This is a genomic window from Microbacterium sp. (genome assembly GCF_003248605.1).
In the GTDB taxonomy this organism is placed as follows: domain Bacteria; phylum Actinomycetota; class Actinomycetes; order Actinomycetales; family Microbacteriaceae; genus Microbacterium.
Genome location: NZ_QFPF01000005.1, coordinates 14,933 through 33,956, shown reverse-complemented (window position 1 = coordinate 33,956; position 19,024 = coordinate 14,933). Strand labels below are relative to the sequence as shown.

The 19,024-nt window shown below is 70.9% G+C and carries 19 protein-coding genes; 6 read left to right on the top strand and 13 right to left on the bottom strand.

Going from position 1 to position 19,024, the window contains the following annotated elements; all coding sequences use genetic code 11:
- Positions 1 to 31: 31 nt before the first annotated feature.
- The 3 genes from galT (at position 32) to DI573_RS01595 (ending at position 3,295) form a co-directional block, all read left to right on the top strand.
- Positions 32 to 1,126 carry a galactose-1-phosphate uridylyltransferase gene (gene galT, locus DI573_RS01605; RefSeq protein WP_292809988.1) on the top strand — a complete coding sequence of 365 codons (1,095 nt, stop codon included), beginning with the start codon at positions 32 to 34 and terminating at the stop codon, positions 1,124 to 1,126.
- Positions 1,127 to 1,164: 38 nt separating this feature from the next.
- The gene (galK, locus tag DI573_RS01600; protein WP_292809986.1) at positions 1,165 to 2,313 is read left to right on the top strand and encodes a galactokinase; all 1,149 of its coding nucleotides are present in this window, start codon (positions 1,165 to 1,167) and stop codon (positions 2,311 to 2,313) included.
- Between the two features lie 145 nt (positions 2,314 to 2,458).
- The gene (locus DI573_RS01595; RefSeq protein ID WP_292809937.1) at positions 2,459 to 3,295 is read left to right on the top strand and encodes an alpha/beta hydrolase; all 837 of its coding nucleotides are present in this window, start codon (positions 2,459 to 2,461) and stop codon (positions 3,293 to 3,295) included.
- 3 nt (positions 3,296 to 3,298) lie between these two features.
- Here the strand turns inward: DI573_RS01595 and DI573_RS01590 are convergent, their stop codons facing one another.
- Positions 3,299 to 5,551, bottom strand: a complete 2,253-nt coding sequence (locus DI573_RS01590; protein ID WP_292809935.1) for a glycoside hydrolase family 3 C-terminal domain-containing protein — start codon at positions 5,549 to 5,551, stop codon at positions 3,299 to 3,301.
- Between the two features lie 123 nt (positions 5,552 to 5,674).
- On the opposite strand from DI573_RS01590, the gene DI573_RS01585 reads away from it, so the two are divergent.
- Positions 5,675 to 6,271, top strand: coding sequence for a TetR/AcrR family transcriptional regulator (locus DI573_RS01585; protein WP_292809933.1), 597 nt, complete (start codon positions 5,675 to 5,677; stop codon positions 6,269 to 6,271).
- 25 nt (positions 6,272 to 6,296) lie between these two features.
- Here the strand turns inward: DI573_RS01585 and DI573_RS01580 are convergent, their stop codons facing one another.
- The 5 genes from DI573_RS01580 to DI573_RS01560 are packed head-to-tail and all read right to left on the bottom strand — an operon-like array spanning position 6,297 to position 10,702.
- Positions 6,297 to 7,283, bottom strand: coding sequence for an LLM class F420-dependent oxidoreductase (locus tag DI573_RS01580; protein ID WP_292809931.1), 987 nt, complete (start codon positions 7,281 to 7,283; stop codon positions 6,297 to 6,299).
- Between the two features lie 9 nt (positions 7,284 to 7,292).
- Complete coding sequence (locus DI573_RS01575) at positions 7,293 to 8,159, bottom strand: site-specific DNA-methyltransferase (RefSeq protein WP_292809983.1); 867 nt, start codon at positions 8,157 to 8,159, stop codon at positions 7,293 to 7,295.
- A 38-nt stretch (positions 8,160 to 8,197) separates the two neighbouring features.
- Positions 8,198 to 9,247, bottom strand: a complete 1,050-nt coding sequence (locus DI573_RS01570; RefSeq protein ID WP_292809929.1) for a biotin/lipoate A/B protein ligase family protein — start codon at positions 9,245 to 9,247, stop codon at positions 8,198 to 8,200.
- 38 nt (positions 9,248 to 9,285) lie between these two features.
- A complete protein-coding gene (locus DI573_RS01565) occupies positions 9,286 to 9,834 on the bottom strand; it encodes a hypothetical protein (protein ID WP_292809927.1) in 549 nt (182 codons plus the stop codon).
- Between the two features lie 7 nt (positions 9,835 to 9,841).
- Positions 9,842 to 10,702, bottom strand: coding sequence for an alpha/beta hydrolase (locus DI573_RS01560; RefSeq protein WP_292809925.1), 861 nt, complete (start codon positions 10,700 to 10,702; stop codon positions 9,842 to 9,844).
- 103 nt (positions 10,703 to 10,805) lie between these two features.
- Here DI573_RS01560 and DI573_RS01555 point away from each other — a divergent pair, with 103 nt between their 5' ends.
- Complete coding sequence (locus tag DI573_RS01555; RefSeq protein WP_292809923.1) at positions 10,806 to 11,255, top strand: MarR family transcriptional regulator; 450 nt, start codon at positions 10,806 to 10,808, stop codon at positions 11,253 to 11,255.
- Positions 11,252 to 12,583: an MFS transporter gene (locus tag DI573_RS01550; protein WP_292809921.1), complete on the top strand. Its 1,332-nt coding sequence runs from the start codon at positions 11,252 to 11,254 to the stop codon at positions 12,581 to 12,583. Before DI573_RS01555 ends, DI573_RS01550 begins: the two co-directional genes overlap by 4 nt.
- A 9-nt stretch (positions 12,584 to 12,592) precedes the next feature.
- Here the strand turns inward: DI573_RS01550 and DI573_RS01545 are convergent, their stop codons facing one another.
- The 7 genes from DI573_RS01545 to DI573_RS01515 are packed head-to-tail and all read right to left on the bottom strand — an operon-like array spanning position 12,593 to position 19,004.
- Positions 12,593 to 14,014 (bottom strand): AMP-binding protein, encoded by a 1,422-nt coding sequence (locus tag DI573_RS01545; protein WP_292809919.1) that lies wholly within the window; start codon positions 14,012 to 14,014, stop codon positions 12,593 to 12,595.
- The gene (locus DI573_RS01540) at positions 13,983 to 15,122 is read right to left on the bottom strand and encodes an MSMEG_0565 family glycosyltransferase (protein ID WP_292809917.1); all 1,140 of its coding nucleotides are present in this window, start codon (positions 15,120 to 15,122) and stop codon (positions 13,983 to 13,985) included. The genes DI573_RS01545 and DI573_RS01540 overlap by 32 nt, the downstream gene beginning before the upstream one ends.
- Positions 15,119 to 15,973, bottom strand: coding sequence for a carbon-nitrogen hydrolase family protein (locus tag DI573_RS01535; RefSeq protein WP_292809915.1), 855 nt, complete (start codon positions 15,971 to 15,973; stop codon positions 15,119 to 15,121). Before DI573_RS01535 ends, DI573_RS01540 begins: the two co-directional genes overlap by 4 nt.
- Before the next feature lie 32 nt (positions 15,974 to 16,005).
- A complete protein-coding gene (locus DI573_RS01530; RefSeq protein ID WP_292809913.1) occupies positions 16,006 to 17,265 on the bottom strand; it encodes an MSMEG_0569 family flavin-dependent oxidoreductase in 1,260 nt (419 codons plus the stop codon).
- Positions 17,262 to 17,573: an MSMEG_0570 family nitrogen starvation response protein gene (locus tag DI573_RS01525; protein ID WP_292809912.1), complete on the bottom strand. Its 312-nt coding sequence runs from the start codon at positions 17,571 to 17,573 to the stop codon at positions 17,262 to 17,264. Before DI573_RS01525 ends, DI573_RS01530 begins: the two co-directional genes overlap by 4 nt.
- Entirely contained in the window at positions 17,566 to 18,468 is a 903-nt protein-coding gene (locus DI573_RS01520; RefSeq protein ID WP_292809910.1) for a carbon-nitrogen hydrolase family protein, read from the bottom strand. Before DI573_RS01520 ends, DI573_RS01525 begins: the two co-directional genes overlap by 8 nt.
- Before the next feature lie 8 nt (positions 18,469 to 18,476).
- Entirely contained in the window at positions 18,477 to 19,004 is a 528-nt protein-coding gene (locus DI573_RS01515) for an MSMEG_0572/Sll0783 family nitrogen starvation response protein (RefSeq protein ID WP_292809908.1), read from the bottom strand.
- Between the last annotated feature and the right edge of the window lie 20 nt (positions 19,005 to 19,024).

The window sequence follows — 19,024 nt, the reverse complement described above, 5'->3', positions numbered from 1 at the left end:
CGGCGCCGGCGTCGTCCGCCGCGCGACCCGCATGGCCGACGGCCGCGAACTGATCTACTACGACGACGCCGACACCACCCTGCCGCTCGCGCGCGCCGTCGACGCGCGCGAGCTCGCCCCCCGCCCCGCGACCGCGACGATGCGGCACGACGTGCTCACCGGAGACTGGATCTCGGTCGCCCAGGCCCGCCAGAACCGCGCGTTCCTGCCGCCCGCCCACCTCGATCCGCTCGCCCCGCAGAGCCCCACCAACCCCTCCGAGGTGCCCTCGCTCTACGACGTCGTCGTCTTCGAGAACAAGTCGCCCTCCTTCGGGCCGGGCCTCGCCGAGGCCACGGCGGATGCACCCCGGGCCGACGATCCGCCGCAGGATCTCGCCGACCTCGACGCCCCGGGCCTCGGCCGCACCCGCTCTTCCGTCGGCCGATGCGAGGTCGTGTGCTTCAGCCCCGCGCACGAGGGCTCGTTCGGCACGCAGACCCCCGTCCGCGCGCGCACGGTCATCGAAGCCTGGGCCGACCGGACCGCCGCGCTGTCGGCCCTGCCGGGGGTGCAGCAGGTCTTCCCCTTCGAGAACCGCGGAGAGGAGATCGGCGTCACGCTGCACCATCCGCACGGCCAGATCTACTCCTACCCCTACATCACGCCCCGCACGAGGTCGCTGCTCTCGGCGATCGAGCGGGAGGGCGATGATCTGTTCGAGCGCATCATCGCGTTCGAGTCCGCGGGGCCGCGCGTCGTGATCGACGCCGAGCACTGGGTCGCGTACGTGCCGTTCGCCGCGCGCTGGCCCCTCGAGGTGCACCTCGCGCCCCGGCGCCACGCACCCGACCTGGCGGCGACGACCGCCGCCGAGCGCGACGAGCTCGCCGAGGTGTACCTCCGGCTGCTGCGCGGCATCGACCGGCTGTACGACACCCCCACCCCCTACATCGCCGCGTGGCATCAGGCGCCCGTGCACACGGCGCGCGACACCGCGCGCCTGCACCTGCAGCTGACCTCACCCCGGCGCGCGGCCGACAAGCTGAAGTACCTCGCGGGCTCCGAGGCCGCGATGGGCGCCTGGATCGGCGACATCGCCCCCGAAGACGCCGCCACCCGAATCCGAGAGGCGATCGAGAGTTGACCGAGCCCCAGACCGCGGCCGCACGGGCGACCGCCCTCCTGCGCACACTCACCGACGCCGCCGCCGAGGGGGCGTGGTCGGCTCCCGGCCGCGCCAACCTCATCGGCGAGCACACCGATTACAACGAGGGCTTCGTGCTGCCCTTCGCCATCCAGCACCGCACGCACGTCGCCGCCGCGCGCCGCGCCGACGGCGTGGTCCGGGTGGTGTCGACGTTCGACCCGATTCCCGTCGAGGTGCGCCTCGACGACCTCCCCACCCTCTTCGACCGGCCGGATCACGGCATCCCCGAGTGGGCGGCATACCCCCTCGGGGTCGCATGGGCCGCGATCGCTGCGGCGGGTGCCGCGCCGGGCGCTCTCACGGGCCTCGACCTCGCGTTCGCGTCGGACGTGCCCATCGGGGCGGGCCTGTCGTCGTCGGCCGCGATCGAGGGGGCCACGGCATCCGCCCTCGACGACCTGTGGATGCTGGGACTCACGCCCCTCGCGCTCGCCCAGGTTGGCCGCAGGGCCGAGAACGAAGCCGTCGGCGCACCCACTGGCATCATGGACCAGGTCGCATCGATGCTCGGTCGACCGGACGCCGCGACGTTCCTGGACTGCCGGAGCCTCGAGACGCAGAGCGTCGACCTCGGATTCGACGCCGCCGGGCTGCGGCTGCTCGTCATCGACACCAGGGTCAGTCACTCCCACGCGACAGGCGGCTACCGCGAGCGCCGCGCGTCGTGCGAGCTCGGGGCCGAGACGCTGGGCGTTCCCGCGCTGCGGGATCTGACGATCGACGACCTGCCCCGCGCCGAAGCCCTGCTCGATGCCGTCACGTTCCGGCGCGTGCGCCACATCGTGACGGAGAACGACCGGGTGCTCGACACCGTGCAGACGCTGCGCGAACGCGGTCCGCTCGCGATCGGCGGGCTGCTCGTGGCCTCGCACGCCTCGATGCGCGACGACTTCGAGATCTCGGTGCCCGAGCTGGACACGGCGGTCGAGGCCGCGCTGCGGGCGGGGGCGGTGGGCGCGCGCATGACGGGGGGCGGCTTCGGCGGCGCGGCGATCGCGCTCGTGCCGGATGCGCTGCGCGATGCGGTGGCGGATGCTGCGGTCCAGGCCTTCGCCGACCGCGGCTTCGCCGCGCCGCACGTGTTCACCGTCACACCCTCGCGCGGCGCCGGACGCGACGCGTAGGCGAGGCGCCGGACGCGTAGGAGCAGGACGCATAGGCGAGCCTCGGCACGCACGCAACCCCTCGCGCGGCGCCGCTCACCTTCGTAGAGTCGGGGCCGGGGTCAGCCTCGCAACCCATCCGGGCCCCCTCGAGGAAGGACACATCATGGCGTATGTCACCGTCGCAGCGGAGAACTCGGTCGACGTCGAGCTCTTCTACACCGACCAGGGCTCGGGTCATCCCGTGGTGCTCATCCACGGCTTTCCGCTGAACGGCGAATCGTGGGGCAAGCAGCAGTCGGCCCTGCTCGATGCCGGGTATCGCGTGATCGCCTACGACCGGCGGGGATTCGGCGCCTCGACGAAGGCGGGCACGGGATACGACTACGACACGTTCGCCGACGATCTGGCCGCGCTGCTGAACACCCTGGACCTGCACGACACCGTGCTCGTGGGGTTCTCGATGGGCACGGGGGAGATCGCCCGGTACCTCTCGCGTCACGGCAGCGACCGCATCGCGAAGGTCGCCTTCCTCGGATCGCTCGAGCCGTTCCTGCTGATCACCGACGACAACCCCGACGGCGCGGGGCCGCAGGAGTTCTTCGACGGCATCGTCACCGACATCCGCCGCGACCGCTACGCCTATCTGACCGGGTTCTTCGCGGGCTTCTACAACCTCGACGAGAACCTGGGCTCCCGCATCTCGCAGCAGGCGGTGGATGCCAGCATCCAGGTCGCCAACCAGGCGGGCAACACCGCGCTGGCCGCCGCGCCGCTGACGTGGCCCACCGACTTCCGCGCCGACATCCCGGCCGTCGACGTGCCGGCGCTGATCGTGCACGGCACGGCCGACAACGTCCTGCCCATCGACGCGACGGGACGCCGTTTCAAGGAGCTGCTCCCCGCCGCGACCTACGTCGAGATCGAGGGCGCACCGCACGGGATGCTGTGGACCCACGGCGACGAGATCAACGATGAGCTGCTCGCCTTCCTCCGCGGCTAGCGCTCACGCGCCGGCGAGCAGCTCCTGCACCTGCTCCTGGGTGATCGCGACGTTCGGGAACGTCGCGAGACGCCCGATCGGGAACGAACCCAGCAGCTGAAGCATCTCGTCGGCCGCGTCGCCCACGCCGAACGCCTGGCCGAGGATCTCGCGCAGGCGCGGCCCGACCGTCGGGTCGGCGAGCAGTTCCGAGATCGACGAGTCCGCCGTGGCGGGCAGCACGAGCTCGTCACCGGGCACGTCGACGACGACGACGCCGCGGATGTCGCGGCTGGACGCTCCAACGTGCACGTGGTACGCGCCGCCCTCGACGATCCACCGGTCGACGCGGATGTCCCAGTAGGCCAGGTCCTCGCGGCGCACCGTCAGTTCGACCTCTCGGGTCTGCCCCGCCTCGATCGCCACACTCTCGAACGCCTTGAGTTCGCGCGGTGCGCGCTGCACGCTCGATCCCTCGAGCGCGGTGTAGACCTGCACGACCTCGCGGCCCGCGCGCGACCCGGTGTTGGTGACGGCGACCCGCACGAGCACGTCGCCGTTCGCGGCGAGGGATGCTGTCGGCCGGCCGTATTCGAAGCTCGTGTACGAGAGGCCGTGACCGAAGGGGTAGGTCACATCGAGCCCCCGCTCGTCGTACCAGCGGTACCCGACGAACAGGCCCTCGCCGTATCGGACGTGGCCGTTCTCGCCGGGGAAGTTGCCGTAGGAGGGGTTGTCCTCCAGGCGCAGCGGGATGGTCTCGGCGAGGCGGCCGGAGGGGTTGACGGCGCCGTAGAGCACATCGGCCGTCGCCGATCCGCCGGCCTGGCCGAGCAGCCAGCCCTCGACGATGGCGGGCACGTCGCCCGCGAAGGGCAGCGCGACCACGCCGCCATTGGAGAGCACGACGACCGTGCGCGGGTTGGCGGCGACCACGGCGTCGAGCGCGGCGAGCTGATCGGCCGGCAGGTCGATGTGCTCGCGGTCGAAGCCCTCGGACTCGGCGGCGGCGGGCAGGCCGATGAAGACGACGGCGACGTCGGCGGCGGCGGCGGTCGCCGCGGCCTCCGCGCGCAGCGCCGCGGCGTCGCCCGAACCGTCGATGCGGAAACCGGCGGCGAAGGAGACCGTGTCCTCGTCGGCATACTCGACGATCGCCTCGAGCGCCGTGTCGAGACGGGTCGGGTTGATCAGCGACGACCCGGCGCCCTGGAAGCGCGGCGTCGTGGCGAAGGCCCCGATGACGGCGACCTTCTGTGCGGGGTTCAGCGGCAGCATCCCGCCCTCGTTCTTGAGCAGCACGAGCGCGCGGCCGGCGACCTCGCGGGCCAGCGCGTGGTGCGCGTCGACATCGAGCGGACCGGCCTGGGCGGGACGGCGCTGGGCCTTGCCGACGAGATCGAGCACGCGACCGGCGACCAGGTCGAGGGCGGACTCGGCGAGCGAGCCCTCACGCACGGCCGCGACGACCCGCGCATCGGAGATCCCTCCGCTGGAGGGCATCTCGAGGTCGAGCCCGGCGGCGACAGCGGCGACACGATCGTTCACGGCGCCCCAGTCCGAGACGACGAGGCCCTCGAAGCCCCACTCGTCGCGCAGGACGCTCGTGAGCAGCCACGGGTCCTCCGACGCGTAGACCCCGTTGATGCGGTTGTAGGAGCACATCACCGTCCACGGCTGCGCGTCCTGAACGGCGCGCTGGAATCCGCGCAGGTAGATCTCGCGCAGCGGACGCGGGTCGACGTCGCTCGAGACGCGCAGGCGGTCGGTCTCCTGGTTGTTGGCCGCGAAGTGCTTGAGCGAGGCGCCCACGCCCTGCGACTGGATGCCGCGCACGAGCGCGGCGCCCATCACGCCGGAGACGATCGGGTCCTCGGACATGTACTCGAAGTTGCGGCCGCACAGCGGCGAGCGCTTGATGTTGATGCCGGGGCCGAGGATGACGGCGACGTCCTCGATGGCGGACTCGACGCCCAGGGCCGCGCCCACGCGCTCCGCGAGCTCGGGGTCGAAGGTGGCGCTCAGCCCGACCGCGGGGGGAAAGCAGGTGGCCGGCACGCTGTCGGCGAGGCCGACGTGGTCGTTTCCGCCGCTCTGCTTGCGCAGGCCGTGCGGGCCATCGGTCATCATGACGCTGGGCACGCCGGCGCGCTCGATCGCGGTGGTCGTCCAGAAGTCGGCCCCGCTGGTCAGCGACGCCCTCTCCTCGAGAGTCAGGTCGGCGACGGCGGGTGCGGTCGTGTCGGCGGGGGTGTCGGTGAGGGTCGTATCGGTCACGGTCACTCCTTCGTGGGATCTGTCGCCGGCAGCGACGCAGCGGGTGGACGGGCGACGCCGTCCAGCAAAACCATATGGCGCTAGGTTTTGAAAAGCAAGCATCGCTCGGTCTACGCTCGGGGCATGGCACAACGGGGGTCATACGCCAAGGGCGTGGCCAAACGCGACGAGATCCTGCGCACGGCTCTCGAGGTGATCGCGCGGGAGGGCTTCCGGAACACCTCCGTGCGGGAGCTGGCCGACGCGGTCGGGCTCTCGCAGGCGGGGCTGCTGCACTACTTCGGCACGAAGGAGGAGCTGTACACCGCGATCCTCAGCAAGCGCGACGAGGTCGATGCCGCCACGTACGGCCCCATCGACTCCGCCCAGCAGCCGGACGCCGTGCTCGAGACCTACCTCGATGTCATCCGGCACAATGCGGACGTACCAGGGCTCGTGCAGCTCTTCGCCCACGTCTCCGTCGACGCGGTCGATCCGGAGCACCCCGCGCACGACTACTTCGCCGGGCGCCAGCACAGGTTGCGCGATCTGTTCGTGCCCGTCATCGAGCGACTGCAGCAGGAGGGCCGGCTGACGACGCGCATCGACCCCGCGACCCTCGCGACGATCGTGCTCGCCCTCGGCGACGGCCTTCAGACGCAGTGGCTCGTCGATCCCGAGCTCGACATGGCCGGGACCATCGCGGCGCTGCTCGGCGCCCTCGAGGAGCGCGCCGAGTAGCGCCGCGACAGGGGCTCGCCGCCCCTCACGTCAGCGCGGGGATCACCTCTCGCTGGAAGAGCTCGATACCGGAGCGGTCGTAGGCGTGCTCGGGGAAGTAGTGGATCGCGTAGCCCAGCCCCCGCTCGCGCAGCGCGACGAGCCGCTCGATGACCTGCTCGGGCGTGCCCACCAGGCCCGCACCACCGCGATACTCGTGCATGAACGCCTCGGTGCGGTCGCCGAGATAGGGGGCGACCCGATCCTCGATGACCGCGAGGCGCTCCGCCACCTCGGCCTCGGACGAGGCGATGACGGTGTTGAAGTTGGCCGACAGGGTGATCTCGCCGAGGTCTCGACCGATCGCATCGGTGTGGCCCTTCAGCACCTCGCGCTTGTGGCTGAACTGCTCGGGATCGTTCGAGAAGTTCGTGTACTGCGCATACTTCGCAGCGATGCGCAGGGTGACCTTCTCGCCTCCCCCGGCGACCCAGACGGGGATGCCGCCCTCCTGGAGCGGTCGCGGCTGCACGATCGCGTCTTCGACCGCGTAGTGCGCGCCCTGCAGGGTGGCTCGGCCCGTGCGCCAGGCCTGCTGCATGATCTGGACACCCTCGTCGAGCATCGCGAGGCGATCCTTGATCGGCGGGAATCCGTAGCCGTACGCACGCCACTCGTGCTCGTACCAGCCACCGCCGATCCCCATCTCGACGCGTCCACCCGAGACCAGGTCGATGGTCGCGGCGACCTTCGCGAGGTAGGCGGGGTTGCGGTAGCCCATGCAGGTGCACATCTGACCGAGGCGGATGCGGTCTGTCACGGCGGCGAACGCCGCCATCAGCGTCCACGCCTCGTGGGTGGCCTCATCGCTCGGGACGGGGACGGTGTGGAAGTGGTCGTAGACCCACAGCGACTCCCACGGGCCCTCGTCGGCACGCTGGGCGAGTTCGCGCATGACGCGCCACTGCTCGGACGGCTCGATGCCGACCAGGTCGTGACGCCAGCCCTGCGGGATGAAGGTTCCGAATCTCATCCCCCCACCCTAGGCAGGGGCGGCGCTCGCACGGTCTTCGCCGCGCACTCGGGCCCCCGGCATCCGCACGGCCATCACCTCGATCGCGGCGGGGTTGGCGTCGATGAGCACGGCGCTGCGGCCGAGAGCGGCCGCGACCGCGCCCGTCGTGCCGCTGCCGGCGAACGGGTCGAGCACGAGGTCGCCCGGGCGACTGGAGGCGCCGATCATGCGCCGCAGGATCCCCTCGGGCTTCTGTGTGGGGTACCCGGTCTTCTCGCGCCCGCTCGTGGGCACGATCGTGTGCCACCACACATCGGTGGGCAGCTTGCCCCGCGCCGCCTTCTCGGGCGTCACCAGGCCCGGGGCCATGTACGGCTCGCGGTCGGCGGCATCGGCGTCGAAGACATACCGCGCCGGGTCTTTGACGTAGACCAAGATCGTGTCGTGCTTCGTCGGCCAGCGCCGCCGGGTCTTGGCCCCGTAGTCGTACGCCCAGATGATCTCGTTCAAGAAGCAGTCCCGGCCGAAGAGGGCGTCGAGGGCGACCTTCGCGTAGTGCGCCTCGCGATAGTCCAGGTGCAGGTAGAGGGTGCCCTCGGGCGAGAGCAGACGCCACGCCTCGTACAGGCGCGGCTCGAGGAACGCCCAGTAGTCGTCGAACCTGTCGTCGTACGCCCGGAGCAGCCCCCGCACCCGCTCGTATTCGCGCCCGTGGAAGCCGCGGTTGATGACACCCGCCTGGGCGACCCCCGCCTCCGCCGTCTCGTCCCCGGGCGACCCCGCGTCCGCTCCCGGCGCCCGCGCGGTCTCCACGGCTCGCTCGCGCGCGCGGCCGGTGTTGAACGGCGGGTCGAGGTAGACGACGGTGAAGGCGCCGTCGGCGAGGCCGGACATGACCGAGAGGTTGTCACCCTGGATGATGTCGACCCGGCTCACGGCACGCGCCGCAGCCAGGCGTCGGTGGCGAACTTGGCGGCGACGAGGGCCTCGGCCTCGGCGTACTCGTCCGCGCTGATGGTGCCCCGCTCCGCGCCGTACAGGTTCGCGAAGGTCTCCAGCAGCCGCTCGATGACGGCCTCCCGCGGCAGCCCGGTCTGGCTGCGCAGCGGATCGACGCGCTTCGCCGCCGAGGCCGTGCCCTTGTCGCTGAGCTTCTCGCGGCCGATGCGCAGCACCTCGGTCATCATCTGACCGTCGATGTCGTAGCTCAGCGTCGCGTGATGGAGCACCCCGCCGTTCGCGAGACGCTTCTGCGCGGCGCCGCCGATCTTCCCGGTCGGGCTCGCGATGTCGTTCAGCGGCTGATAGGTCGCGTCGATGCCGAGCGAGCGCAGAGCCTGCAGCACCCAGTCATCGAGAAAGGCGTACGAGTCCGCGAACGTCATACCCGCCACCAGCGCCGCCGGAACGTAGAGCGAGTAGGTCACGATCTGCCCGGCGCCCATCATCATCGCCCCGCCGCCGGAGATGCGGCGGACGACGTCGAAGCCGTGCCGCGCCGCGCCCTCGGGGTCGACCTCGTTGCGCAGGGACTGGAACGATCCGATCACGACGGCCGAGGCATCCCACTCCCACATGCGCAGGGTCGGGGTGCGGCGCCCGTCGCCGACGCGCGCCGTGAGCACCTCGTCGAGGGCGAGGTTCATGCGCGGCGACACCGCCTTCTCGTGCACGATCTGCCAATCGAAGTCACGCCAGCCGGGCGCCGTGACGAGGGAGCGCCGCACCGCGGTGCCGACCGCCTCGGGTGTGAAGCCCAGCATCTGCGTGCCCTCGGGGAGCACGGCGCGGATCGCGGCGGCGATCGCGGCGACATCCGCGGTCTCCGGCAGACCCGTGACGGCCCCATCGATCGCGTCGAGCGCGACATCCGGCTCGAGGAAGAAGTCGCCCGCGAGGTGGAAGTCGGCGATCCGCCCCTCGCGCACCTCGAGGTCGACGACCACCAGCTTGCCGCCGGGCACCTTGTATTCGCCGTGCATCCCCTCAGCCTAAAGCGGGCGGACCCACGGGGTCCGGATCAGGCGCCTCTGCCGCGGCGCCGGGACCGCACGGCGCCCCACCCGATCGCCGTCGCGGCCGCGAGAGTCGCGCCGATCACGGCGCCCACGCACCAGCCGATCCCCCACGCGACGGGCAGCACGGCGATGACCACGAGGGCGGCCGGAGCGGCCGAACCAGTCGCCACACCGGCGAGCAGCGCACCGAGGATGCCGGCGACCGCCGCGACAACGGCGCCCCACAGCAGGTCGCCCCCGAACGAGCGCACGCGAACCTCGGCGTCGGCTTCCGAGCGCTCGGCGGCAGCATCCCCCCGCTCGTGCCCGTGCGCCGCGCCGAAGACGGAGAACACCCGGAAGCCGGAGAAGGCGCCGCCGAGCACACCCGGAAGGACGAGGGGCGACAGCACCGCCGCTGATACGACCGTGCCGAGCGAGATGCCGCCCTCGAGCACCGCCGCCACGGCGACGGGCGTGGTCACGGCGCCGGGCAGTGCCGCGACGACCACGAGGCCGCGGATGAGATCGACACGGGGGCGCGTGTGCGGGCGAGCGGGCGCGTCGGTCACGGCGATCTCAGACCCTCGCCGCGAATCGCGCGTCGAGCCACACGAGCAGGTCGGCGCGCACCTCGCCCTGCTGCACCTCGTTGAAGATCTCGTGCCGCGCGCCCGGGTAGACCAGCGTCGTGACGTCGTCGAACCCCGAGCGCTCGCGGTAGGCGCGGGCGAGCCGGTGCACCGAGACGGGCCCGCCGACGGTGTCGTCGCGGCCGACCATGAGAAGGATCGGGATGCTGTGGCCCACCGCCTCGCGCAGGCCCCGGCGCGGGCGCCCGTACAGACGCGCCGCGTCGATCGGGCCGAACAGCTTCAGCAGCGGCTGCGACGTCGTGAGCGGGTCGGCGGCGAACGCCTCGCCCACGGAGGGATCGGAGGAGAGCCACGCGAGCCCCGTCGGATCCTCGTGCTTCCACGGTGCGTTGAGGTCGCCGGGATTGAGTGAGCCGGGCCAGCGCAGCGCCGACCCCGACAGGACGAGCGCGTCGTACGCGTCGGCATGCCGGTCGAGCAGCATCTGCGCAAGGAACGAGCCCCACGAGTGCCCGAGCAGAACGAGGGGGAGGCCGGGGTGCAGGGTGCGGATCAATCCGGTCAGCTGCCAGAGCGCGTCGAGCGTGGCGGGCATGCCGCCCGGGCCCAGTCTGCCGAGGCGCTCGGGCGTGCCGTGATGCGCCAGCCCGGTGCGGCCGTGGCCGCGGTGATCGTCGGCGTAGACGGTGAACCCGGCGGTGTTCAGGGCGTCGATGAGGCTGCCGTAGCGGCCGGCGTGTTCGCCGACGCCGTGCAGCAGCTGCACCACGCCCCGGGCGGCGCCGCGGGCGGGATGCACGTCGTAGACGATCGTGATGCCATGGGCGTCGGTGAACTCGGGCACGCGGTCGAGTCTAGGGGCGGGGGCGCGCGCGGCGGCCCCGCACGACCCACGCGGCGGCCCACGATTTAGTTAGCCTTGGTAATGAGCTATGCTAAACAAAAGAATGAGACCCGATTCCGCGCCCGCTGCCACCGACGATCACTCGACCGAGGCGTCGCGTCTGCGCGGCGCCGTTCTGCGATTCGCGCGGCGCCTGCGCAACCAGCGCGCGATCGACACGATGAGCGACGGGCAGTTGGCCGTGCTCGGGTGGCTCAAGATGCGCGGCCCACACACGCTCGGCGAACTCGCCGAGCGTGAGCGTGTGTCGGCGCCGTCGATGAACCGCACCGTCAACTGTCTCGAGGAGTCCGGGTACCTCGAGCGCAACCCCGACGACGCCGATCGCCGCAAGGTCAACGTCTCGCTCACCGAGGCCGGTCACGAGATCGTCGTCGAGACGAGCAGGCGCCGCGACGCGTGGCTTGACGACGCGCTCGCCGAGCTGTCCGCCGACGAGCGGGCGACGCTCGCGGCCGCGGCCGAGATCATGACCCGGATGGCCGACCGATGAGCTCGAGCATGTTCCGCTCGTTCTCGGTGTTCAACTACCGCGTCTGGTTCATCGGCGCGCTCGTGTCGAACATCGGCGCGTGGATGCAGTCGACCGCGCAGAGCTGGGTCGTGCTGACCGAGCTGACCGACAACGATCCCGGCGCGATGGGCATCACGATGGCGCTGCAGTTCGGGCCCCCGCTGCTGCTCGTGAGCGTGACGGGATGGGTCGCCGACAGGTTCGACCGGCGCCGACTGCTCATGATCACGCAGGGCGCGATGCTGCTGCTGGCGATCGCCCTCGGCGTTCTGCTGCTGACCGGCGTCATGACTCTGCCGATGATGTACGGCTTCGCGCTGGCGCTCGGCGTCGCGACCGCCTTCGACAACCCGGCCCGGCAGGCGTTCGTCTCCGACATCGTGGAGCGCGAGAACGCCTCCAACGCGATCGCCCTGAATGCAGCATCCTTCAACGGGGCCCGCATGATCGGCCCCGCCGTGGCGGGCATCATGATCGTCGCGATAGGCACCGGCTGGGTGTTCATCGCCAACGCGTTCACATTCCTCGCGATGGCGATCGCGCTGCTGCTGATCCGGCCCGCCGAGCTGATCCCGCGTGCCAGCGCCCCGGGACGCTCGCGCATCGCCGAGGGCTTCCGGTACGTCTCGCACCGGCCCGACCTGCTCGTCGTGTTCGCGATGGTGTTCCTGATGGGCGCGTTCGGCATGAACTTCCCGATCTTCGCGTCGACGATGGCGCTGGAGTTCGGGCAGCAGGCCGACGGGTTCGGCCTGCTCTCATCGATCCTCGCGATCGGCTCGCTCGCCGGCGCCCTGCTCGCCGCACGCCGCGATCGCGCCCGCATCCGCGTGGTGATCATCGCCACTCTCGGTTTCGGCCTCGCGTCGGCGCTGTCCGTGCTGATGCCCTCGTACTGGGCGTACGCCGCGACGCTCGTGCTCGTCGGATTCAGCGTCGTCACGACCCTGACCACGGCCAACGGCTACGTGCAGACGACCACCGACCCGGCCGTGCGCGGGCGGGTGATGGCGCTCTATGTCGCCGTCATCATGGGCGGCACGCCGGTCGGGGCCCCCATCGTCGGCTGGATCGCGGGACAGTTCGGCCCGCGCATGGCGATCCTCGTGGGCGCCGCAGCGGGGTTCGCCGCGTTCCTCATCGGGGCGACGTGGATGCTGGCATCCGGCCGCGTGCACCGCCACGAGACGCGGCGGTTCGGGCTCTCGCTCGGCCACACGCGTCCGGTGTCGATCATCGCTCCCGAGCCGGTGGAGTTCAGTGACGAGGCGGCGGGCACGACGCCGATCCCCCTCACTCGAGCCTGAGTCTTCCGGTCAGGCGCGAGCCCACCGTCGGCGGGACGTCTTGCCTGCGTCGTCGCGGACGGGTTCGCGGACGAGGCGAAGCACGGCAGGCGCGCGCCACCCGAGGCGCTGCCGCGCCCACCCGACCAGTTCGGCCTCGTCCACCGTCGCCCCCGCGACGTCGAGCACGGCGGCGATGCGCTGCCCGAGCGCGTCATCGGGCACACCGAACGCCACCGCGCTGCGGATGTCGGGGTGCTGTTCGAGCACGCGCTCGATCTCGACGGGGTACACCTTCTCGCCGCCGCGGATGATGAGATCGTCCTCGCGGTCGATGAGGTGAAGGTAGCCCTCGGCGTCGAGACGACCGATGTCGCCGAGGGTGTCCCACCCGAGCGGGTCTCGGCGAGACGCGGAGCCGATGTAGTCGTAGGCGGACGTCTCGCCGCGTCGCATCCACACGAGGCCCGTCTCACCGACCGCACGCTCCTCGCCCGCCGGCGAACGGATCTGCACCTCGGTCCCGCCGATGGGTCGCCCGACGCTCCCGGGATGCTCGAGCCATTCATCACCCCGGATCATGGTCAGCCCGTTCGACTCGGAGCCCGCGTACACCTCGACGACGCGCTCGGCGCCGACCCAGTCGAGAAAGGCGCGTTTGAGGTCGACGGCGCAGGGCGCACCCATGTGCAGGAGGGTCTCGATCGATCGGAGTCTGAGCGGGTCGCGCTCCGAGACGGGAAGCCGCAGGAGCCGGTGCATCATCGTCGGCACCACGAGAGCCCACGTCACGGCGTGCGTCTGGACCGCCTCGAGCCAGGCGCGCTCGTCAAAGCGCGGCAGGATGACCAGCCGATGCCCGGTCAGCAGGCCCCGGAACGCGTAGGTGAAGGTCGCGGAGTGCGTCATCGGGCCCGCGACCAGCTGCGTCGCACGTAGCGGCAGGAACTTGGCGACCGGCACCGTGGGATCCATCGCCGCGGGCGCGTTCGCTCGCACGACCTTCGGCCTGCCCGTCGATCCCGATGTCGTCGGGGCCTTCCACGACGTGGCGACCAGGTCGGGAAGCGCCCGGTCGACGGGCGGAGCGACGAGGGAATCGATCCATGGGATCCGTGGCGAGTGCGGCCTGCGGCCGATCGCCGCCCGTGGACGTGCTGCGGCCTCCACGGCCGCCCGTTCCGCATCGGTGAGGCCACGTGAGACCGGCTGGGGCGTGGCGCCCGCCCGCCAGACGGCGGCGCAGGCGATGACGTAGTCCCTGCCGTTGGGCAGCGACACCGTGACGAGGTCGTCGTGACCGACCCCACGATCGACCAGCAGGTGGGCCAGTCGGGTCGCCGCGTCGTCGAGCTCGACCGCGGTCATCGGCCCGTCGCGGTCGATGACGACGACCTCGTCGGGATGCGATCGCGCGCGGTCAGCGATGATCGAGGAGAGGGACTGCCGCATCCCGTTCGCCTCCTCTCCCGAGCAGGGCCCGGTAGAAGTCCTCGTGCGCCCGCGCGGCCATCTGCCACGTGTAGGAACGCGCCAGTCGCACCCCGGCGATCGGGTCGACCACACCATCGCCGATCACCCGGCCGAGGGCGTCGGCGATCCCTCGCGCGTCCGTCGCGTAGGTCACCGCCTCGCCGAAGACCTCGCGCACGACGGGAAGGTCGCGGGCGACGACGGGCACGCCCGCCGCCAGCGCTTCCATCGCGGCGAGCCCGAACCCCTCCTTGGTCGAGACGAAGGCGAGAGCGCGCGCGGCGGCCACGAGCGACGGCACGTCCCCGTCCGGCAGCGTGCCGAGAATCGTGGGGACCACACCCAACTGCTCGGCTCGCCGGTCGAAGGCTTCGCGGTAGGAGCGGTAGTCGAAGAGCGTCTCGCCGCCGCCGAAGACAAGCCGAAGCTCACGCCGTCTCGCGCGCAGCATCGCGAACGCCTCGAGCAGATCGATCGATCCCTTGCGCGGCTCGATCCCGCCCAGCGCGAGCACGTAGTCTCCCAGCTCGGCGCGCCACCGCGACCGCTCCGAGTCCCCCGCGGGCCCGGCGGCCGCCTCGAAGCGCTCCGCATCGACGCCGTTCGGGATCACGGTGGGCGTGTAGCCGTACTCGGTCGCGACCTCGGCGGCGACGGCGCGCGAGACGCAGATTCGGGCGACGGGGCGATGGATGGCGAGCTCGTGGCACTCGATGAGCCTGGGTGTCGTGAACGCGTCGAGGTGGTGGATGGTGCGCACGCAGGCGGCACCCGCCGCCTCCACCGCGTTCGCCGAGATGCAGTCCTGCGCGTGCACGATATCGGCGTCGGCCGAGAAGCTCCGGGCCATCACGGCGATCGACCTCTCGATGCGATCGCCGACGTCTTCGCCCTCGCGCGGTTCGAACGGCACGACACGCACCCGCACGGCGGGATCGACCGCGCGGAAGAACGCAGTGTCATCGCCACGACCGAGCGTCCACACCTCGACGTCGTGGCCGCGGGCCGCCAGCGCCTCCGCCAGCGCGAGGGTGTGCACGACACCGCCGCGCGGCTTGGTCGAGTAGGTGATCTGGGCGATCTTCACGACGTGGTCAGCCGGTACGCATGCTCCGCGCGCTGCTCGAGGTGGTTGAGGCTGCGTCGCGCGCGGGCACGGGATGCTCTCACGTCGGCCTCCGCGATCGCGAGACCTCCCTTGGCCCAGGTCTTGGCGATGATCTCGCCGGCGGGGTCGACGACCTTCGCCTGTCCGAGGAACCGCAGCCCGCCCATGACGCCCGTCTGGTTGGACGACACGAGGTAGACCTGGTTCTCGGCCGCCCGCGCGCAGTCGTAGAGATCGAACAGGTGCGCTTGCCGATCGTTGCGGATGCGGTCGGAGCGATCGGTGACGCTGGCCGGCCAGGCGCAGAGGCACGCCAGGATCTCGGCGCCGTCGAGCGCGAGCGAACGCGCCGATTCGGGGAACGTCTTGTCGAAGTCGATCAGCATGCCCAGGCGCCCGACCGGAGTGTCGAACGCCGCGAACTCGTCACCGGCTCGGTAGATGCCGGACTCGCCGAGCGGCAGGTGCACCTTGCGATGCGTACCCAGGATTCCGTCGCCGGTCACACACACCGCGGTGTTGAATCTCACCTCGGCACCGTCGACGCTCGCGCGCTCCGCCACGCCGAAGCAGACCGTCATGCCACCCGCCATCGCGATCACCGACGCGATCTCGGGACCGTCCAGGTCGACGGACCGCGGCGCACTGTCCGCGTCCTGCGATGGATGCTCGAGTTCGAGCAGATATCCGCCGATGGTTGCGTCGGGAAGGACGAGCAGATCCACGCCCTTCTCGCGCGCCTGGGTGATGATGCCCGGCAGCTTCGCGAGCGTGCGGTCGATGTCACGACCGAAATGCGCCGCGACTCCCGCCATCGTCACCGTGCCCATCGCCTCAGGCTATATCTCGGCACGCGCTCGCCTCAGGCGACGCGGACCTGCTGATCCGCCCGGGCAGCGATCATGTTCGCGACGTGCTCGGCGTCGCGCGCGATGGCGTGGAAGCGTCCGGAGCCCCACGTGTGCATCCACGGCAGGCCGATGAAGTGGAACCCGGGCACGCTCGTCTCTCCGTAGGTGTGGGCGGGGTGCCCGGCGTGGTCGAGCACGTCGAGGTCGCCGAGCCACGACCAGTCCGCACGGAAGCCGATCGACCAGATCACCGATGCGATCTCAGCGGCCGGCAGATCGTGCGGCACACCGTGGGGGTGCCAGCGCGCGACGTAGCGGTCCTCGGGCGGCGCGTGGATGCCTTCGCGTGCGATGTAGCGATCGATGTCGTTCTTGATCGACTCGGCCACCGAGTCGGCGTAGTCGAGGTTCTCCGCGAGCGTGTCGTCGAACCGGAAGCCCCCGCCTGAGAACCCGATCGCGCGGCCGTAGAGGGCCATACCCCGGCGTGCGAACTCGCGCAGGTCGATGTCTCGGCCGCCGTCTCGGCCCGTGACGTAGTGGTTCGTGGACTCGCGCTTGGCCGGCCCGTGGGCGGCGACGGGCACGTCGTAGACACCCATCTCCGCGAGCCAGGTCATGCAGTCCTTGCCCCGGTAGAAACGGGCGACCCGCGGGGCGCGCCCGAGGGCGAGGTGGACCTCGCGCCCCTCGATCAGGAGATCCTCGGCGATCTGCGTGCCCGACTGGCCGGATCCGATCACGAGCACGGGCCCCTCGGGCAGCTGTGCCGCGTTGCGGTACTCGTGCGAGTGGAGCTGGAACACCGCGTCCGGGATGTCGCCCGCCCATGCCGGGGTGACGGGAACGTGGTAGCCGCCCGTGGCGGAGATGACGGAGTCCGCGGTGATGGTGCCGGCGCTCGTGCGCACCCGGAAGCCCCTGCTCGGGCGGGTCTCGACCAGTGTGACCGATGTGCCCTCGGCGACCGGCGCGTCGAAGGTGTCGGCGTAGCGCCGCACCCAGGCGTAGACCTCGTCGCGGGTCATGAAGCCGTCGGGGTCGGCTCCGTCGTACGGATAACCCGGCAGCCGGCAGTGCCAGTTGGGGGTCACGAGCGTGAAGTTGTCCCAGCGGCCGTCGCTCCACTCGTGCACGAGCGTGTCGCGCTCGATCACCACGTGCCGGATACCCTGCTGCACGAGGTGCCAGCTGAGGGCGAGACCGGCCTGGCCGCCGCCCACGATCACGGCATCGAAATGGTCGCCGTCCCGCAGCTCGACGGCAATCATGCGCCGCCGCCGTCCGCGGTCGGCTCCAGGCCGGGCTCCATCGCGACGACCTCGACGTCACCGTCCGCGTACGAGGCGGCGGCCGAAGCGATCGTCTGCTCCGAGTGCATCGCCGAAGTGCACGCGAATCCGAACTTCGCCCGCACCCGTTCGCTCGCGATGGCGAAGGCCTCGCTCGTGCGTCCGACGAAGTCCGACACCGGGTACCGCTCCCCCACGGTGAGGAAGTCGTGCATCACCAGGCTCGGCGAGTAGAGCGTGCTCTCGCGGCCGTCCGGCCAGCGCACGGCGAACGTCATCTCAGGCATGGGCGAGCTCCGTCCACCGGGTCGCGCTGGCGCTCCCCGTCTCGGCGACCGGGCCGTAGACATCCGGTCGCCGATCCCGCAGGTGGAACATGCCACCGCGCATCGCCCGGAACGTCTCGTCGATGTCGATCTCGGCCACGGCGAGACCGGCTCCCAGCAGTGTCGTCGCGAGGATGTTGCCGCCCGGATCGACGACCTTGGCGTTGCCGACGTAGCGCAGCGACCCGAACGTGCCCGACTGGTTCGACGCCATCCAGAACACCTGGTTGTCGAGCGCCCGCGCGATGTCGAACTGGTTGAACCGATACGTCCAGCGGTCGTCCTGCAGGTTCTCGGCCGTCGCCGTGCGGGCCGCCGGCCAGGCAGACATGCTCACGACGATCTCGGCACCGTCGAGCGCGAGCATACGTGCCGCCTCGGGGAAGGCCTTGTCGTAGCAGATCTGCATCCCGATGCGCGCGAGCGGGGTGTCGAACGCCGTGTATTCGGACCCCGCCGAGTACGACATGTTCTCACCGAGCGGCTGATGCACCTTGCGATACGACCCGTAGATCTGCCCGCCGTCGAGGCACGCGGCCGCGTTGTAGCGCGTCACCCCGTCGTCGTCGAGCTCGCAGAACCCGATCGTGAGGATCGTGTCGCCCGCGAGCTCCTGGACGCGAGCGATCTCGGGTCCGTCCAGCCGGATGGCCGGCGGGAGCGAGCGCTTCGTGTTCTGCACGGTGTCGCCGTGCTTGCCGAGCGACGAGAGATACCCCCCGATCGCCGCCTCGGGGAATGCGACGATCCGCGCCCCCCGAGCACGCGCGTCCTGGAGCAGCTGCTCGATGAGCGCGTAGTTCTGGTCCAGGTCCCGCGTGAAGTTCGCCGAGACCGACGCGACGGTGAGTGTCATGGCCGGACCTAGAGGTTGTAGGTGGAGTTGATGATCGCGCCCTTGCGCGCGTAGTAGATGAGGGCGTCCTGGACATCGAGCGGGTGCGCCGGGATGACGCCCTCGATGAGGTCTTCTTCGCGCATGCCGTGCAGGGCCATGCCGAAGCGGCAGCAGTAGACCGTGCCGCCCTCCTTGATGAAGGTCTCGAGCGAGCCATTCATGTTGAGTTCACCCGGGAATCCGGCATCCCCGGTGGTCGGGAATCCGCGGTTCGCCGTGCAGGCGAGCGTGCCCGGGCCGTAAAAGTAGATCGCCGACTCGAACCCCTTGCGGAGGGCGCGGGTCGCCTGCAGGATCGCGACGAAGCTGACCGAGGACTCGTGCGGGATGCCGTGGATCAGCGTGAAGTAAGTCTCGCCGTCCTCGGCCTGGAAGTCGGGGAAGATATTGGTCGATCCATAGATGTTCGTGCCCTTGGGCAGCGAGGGGTGCGGGATCTCGCCGAGGGATTTGGCGATGTTCTCGGCGATCTGGGCGTCGATGTCTTCAGGCATTGGTCATCTCTTTCGTGGGG

Bases quoted from the DNA above. Each gene is read 5' to 3' on its own strand.
- galT (WP_292809988.1), top strand. From the start codon at position 32: ATGGCCGACGGCCGCGAACTGATCTACTACGACGACGCCGACACCACC.
- DI573_RS01595 (WP_292809937.1), top strand. From the start codon at position 2,459: ATGGCGTATGTCACCGTCGCAGCGGAGAACTCGGTCGACGTCGAGCTC.
- DI573_RS01585 (WP_292809933.1), top strand. From the start codon at position 5,675: ATGGCACAACGGGGGTCATACGCCAAGGGCGTGGCCAAACGCGACGAG.
- DI573_RS01580 (WP_292809931.1), bottom strand. From the start codon at position 7,283: ATGAGATTCGGAACCTTCATCCCGCAGGGCTGGCGTCACGACCTGGTC.
- DI573_RS01575 (WP_292809983.1), bottom strand. From the start codon at position 8,159: ATGTCCGGCCTCGCCGACGGCGCCTTCACCGTCGTCTACCTCGACCCG.
- DI573_RS01570 (WP_292809929.1), bottom strand. From the start codon at position 9,247: ATGCACGGCGAATACAAGGTGCCCGGCGGCAAGCTGGTGGTCGTCGAC.
- DI573_RS01555 (WP_292809923.1), top strand. From the start codon at position 10,806: ATGAGACCCGATTCCGCGCCCGCTGCCACCGACGATCACTCGACCGAG.
- DI573_RS01550 (WP_292809921.1), top strand. From the start codon at position 11,252: ATGAGCTCGAGCATGTTCCGCTCGTTCTCGGTGTTCAACTACCGCGTC.
- DI573_RS01545 (WP_292809919.1), bottom strand. From the start codon at position 14,014: ATGCGGCAGTCCCTCTCCTCGATCATCGCTGACCGCGCGCGATCGCAT.
- DI573_RS01535 (WP_292809915.1), bottom strand. From the start codon at position 15,973: ATGGGCACGGTGACGATGGCGGGAGTCGCGGCGCATTTCGGTCGTGAC.
- DI573_RS01530 (WP_292809913.1), bottom strand. From the start codon at position 17,265: ATGATTGCCGTCGAGCTGCGGGACGGCGACCATTTCGATGCCGTGATC.
- DI573_RS01525 (WP_292809912.1), bottom strand. From the start codon at position 17,573: ATGCCTGAGATGACGTTCGCCGTGCGCTGGCCGGACGGCCGCGAGAGC.
- DI573_RS01520 (WP_292809910.1), bottom strand. From the start codon at position 18,468: ATGACACTCACCGTCGCGTCGGTCTCGGCGAACTTCACGCGGGACCTG.
- DI573_RS01515 (WP_292809908.1), bottom strand. From the start codon at position 19,004: ATGCCTGAAGACATCGACGCCCAGATCGCCGAGAACATCGCCAAATCC.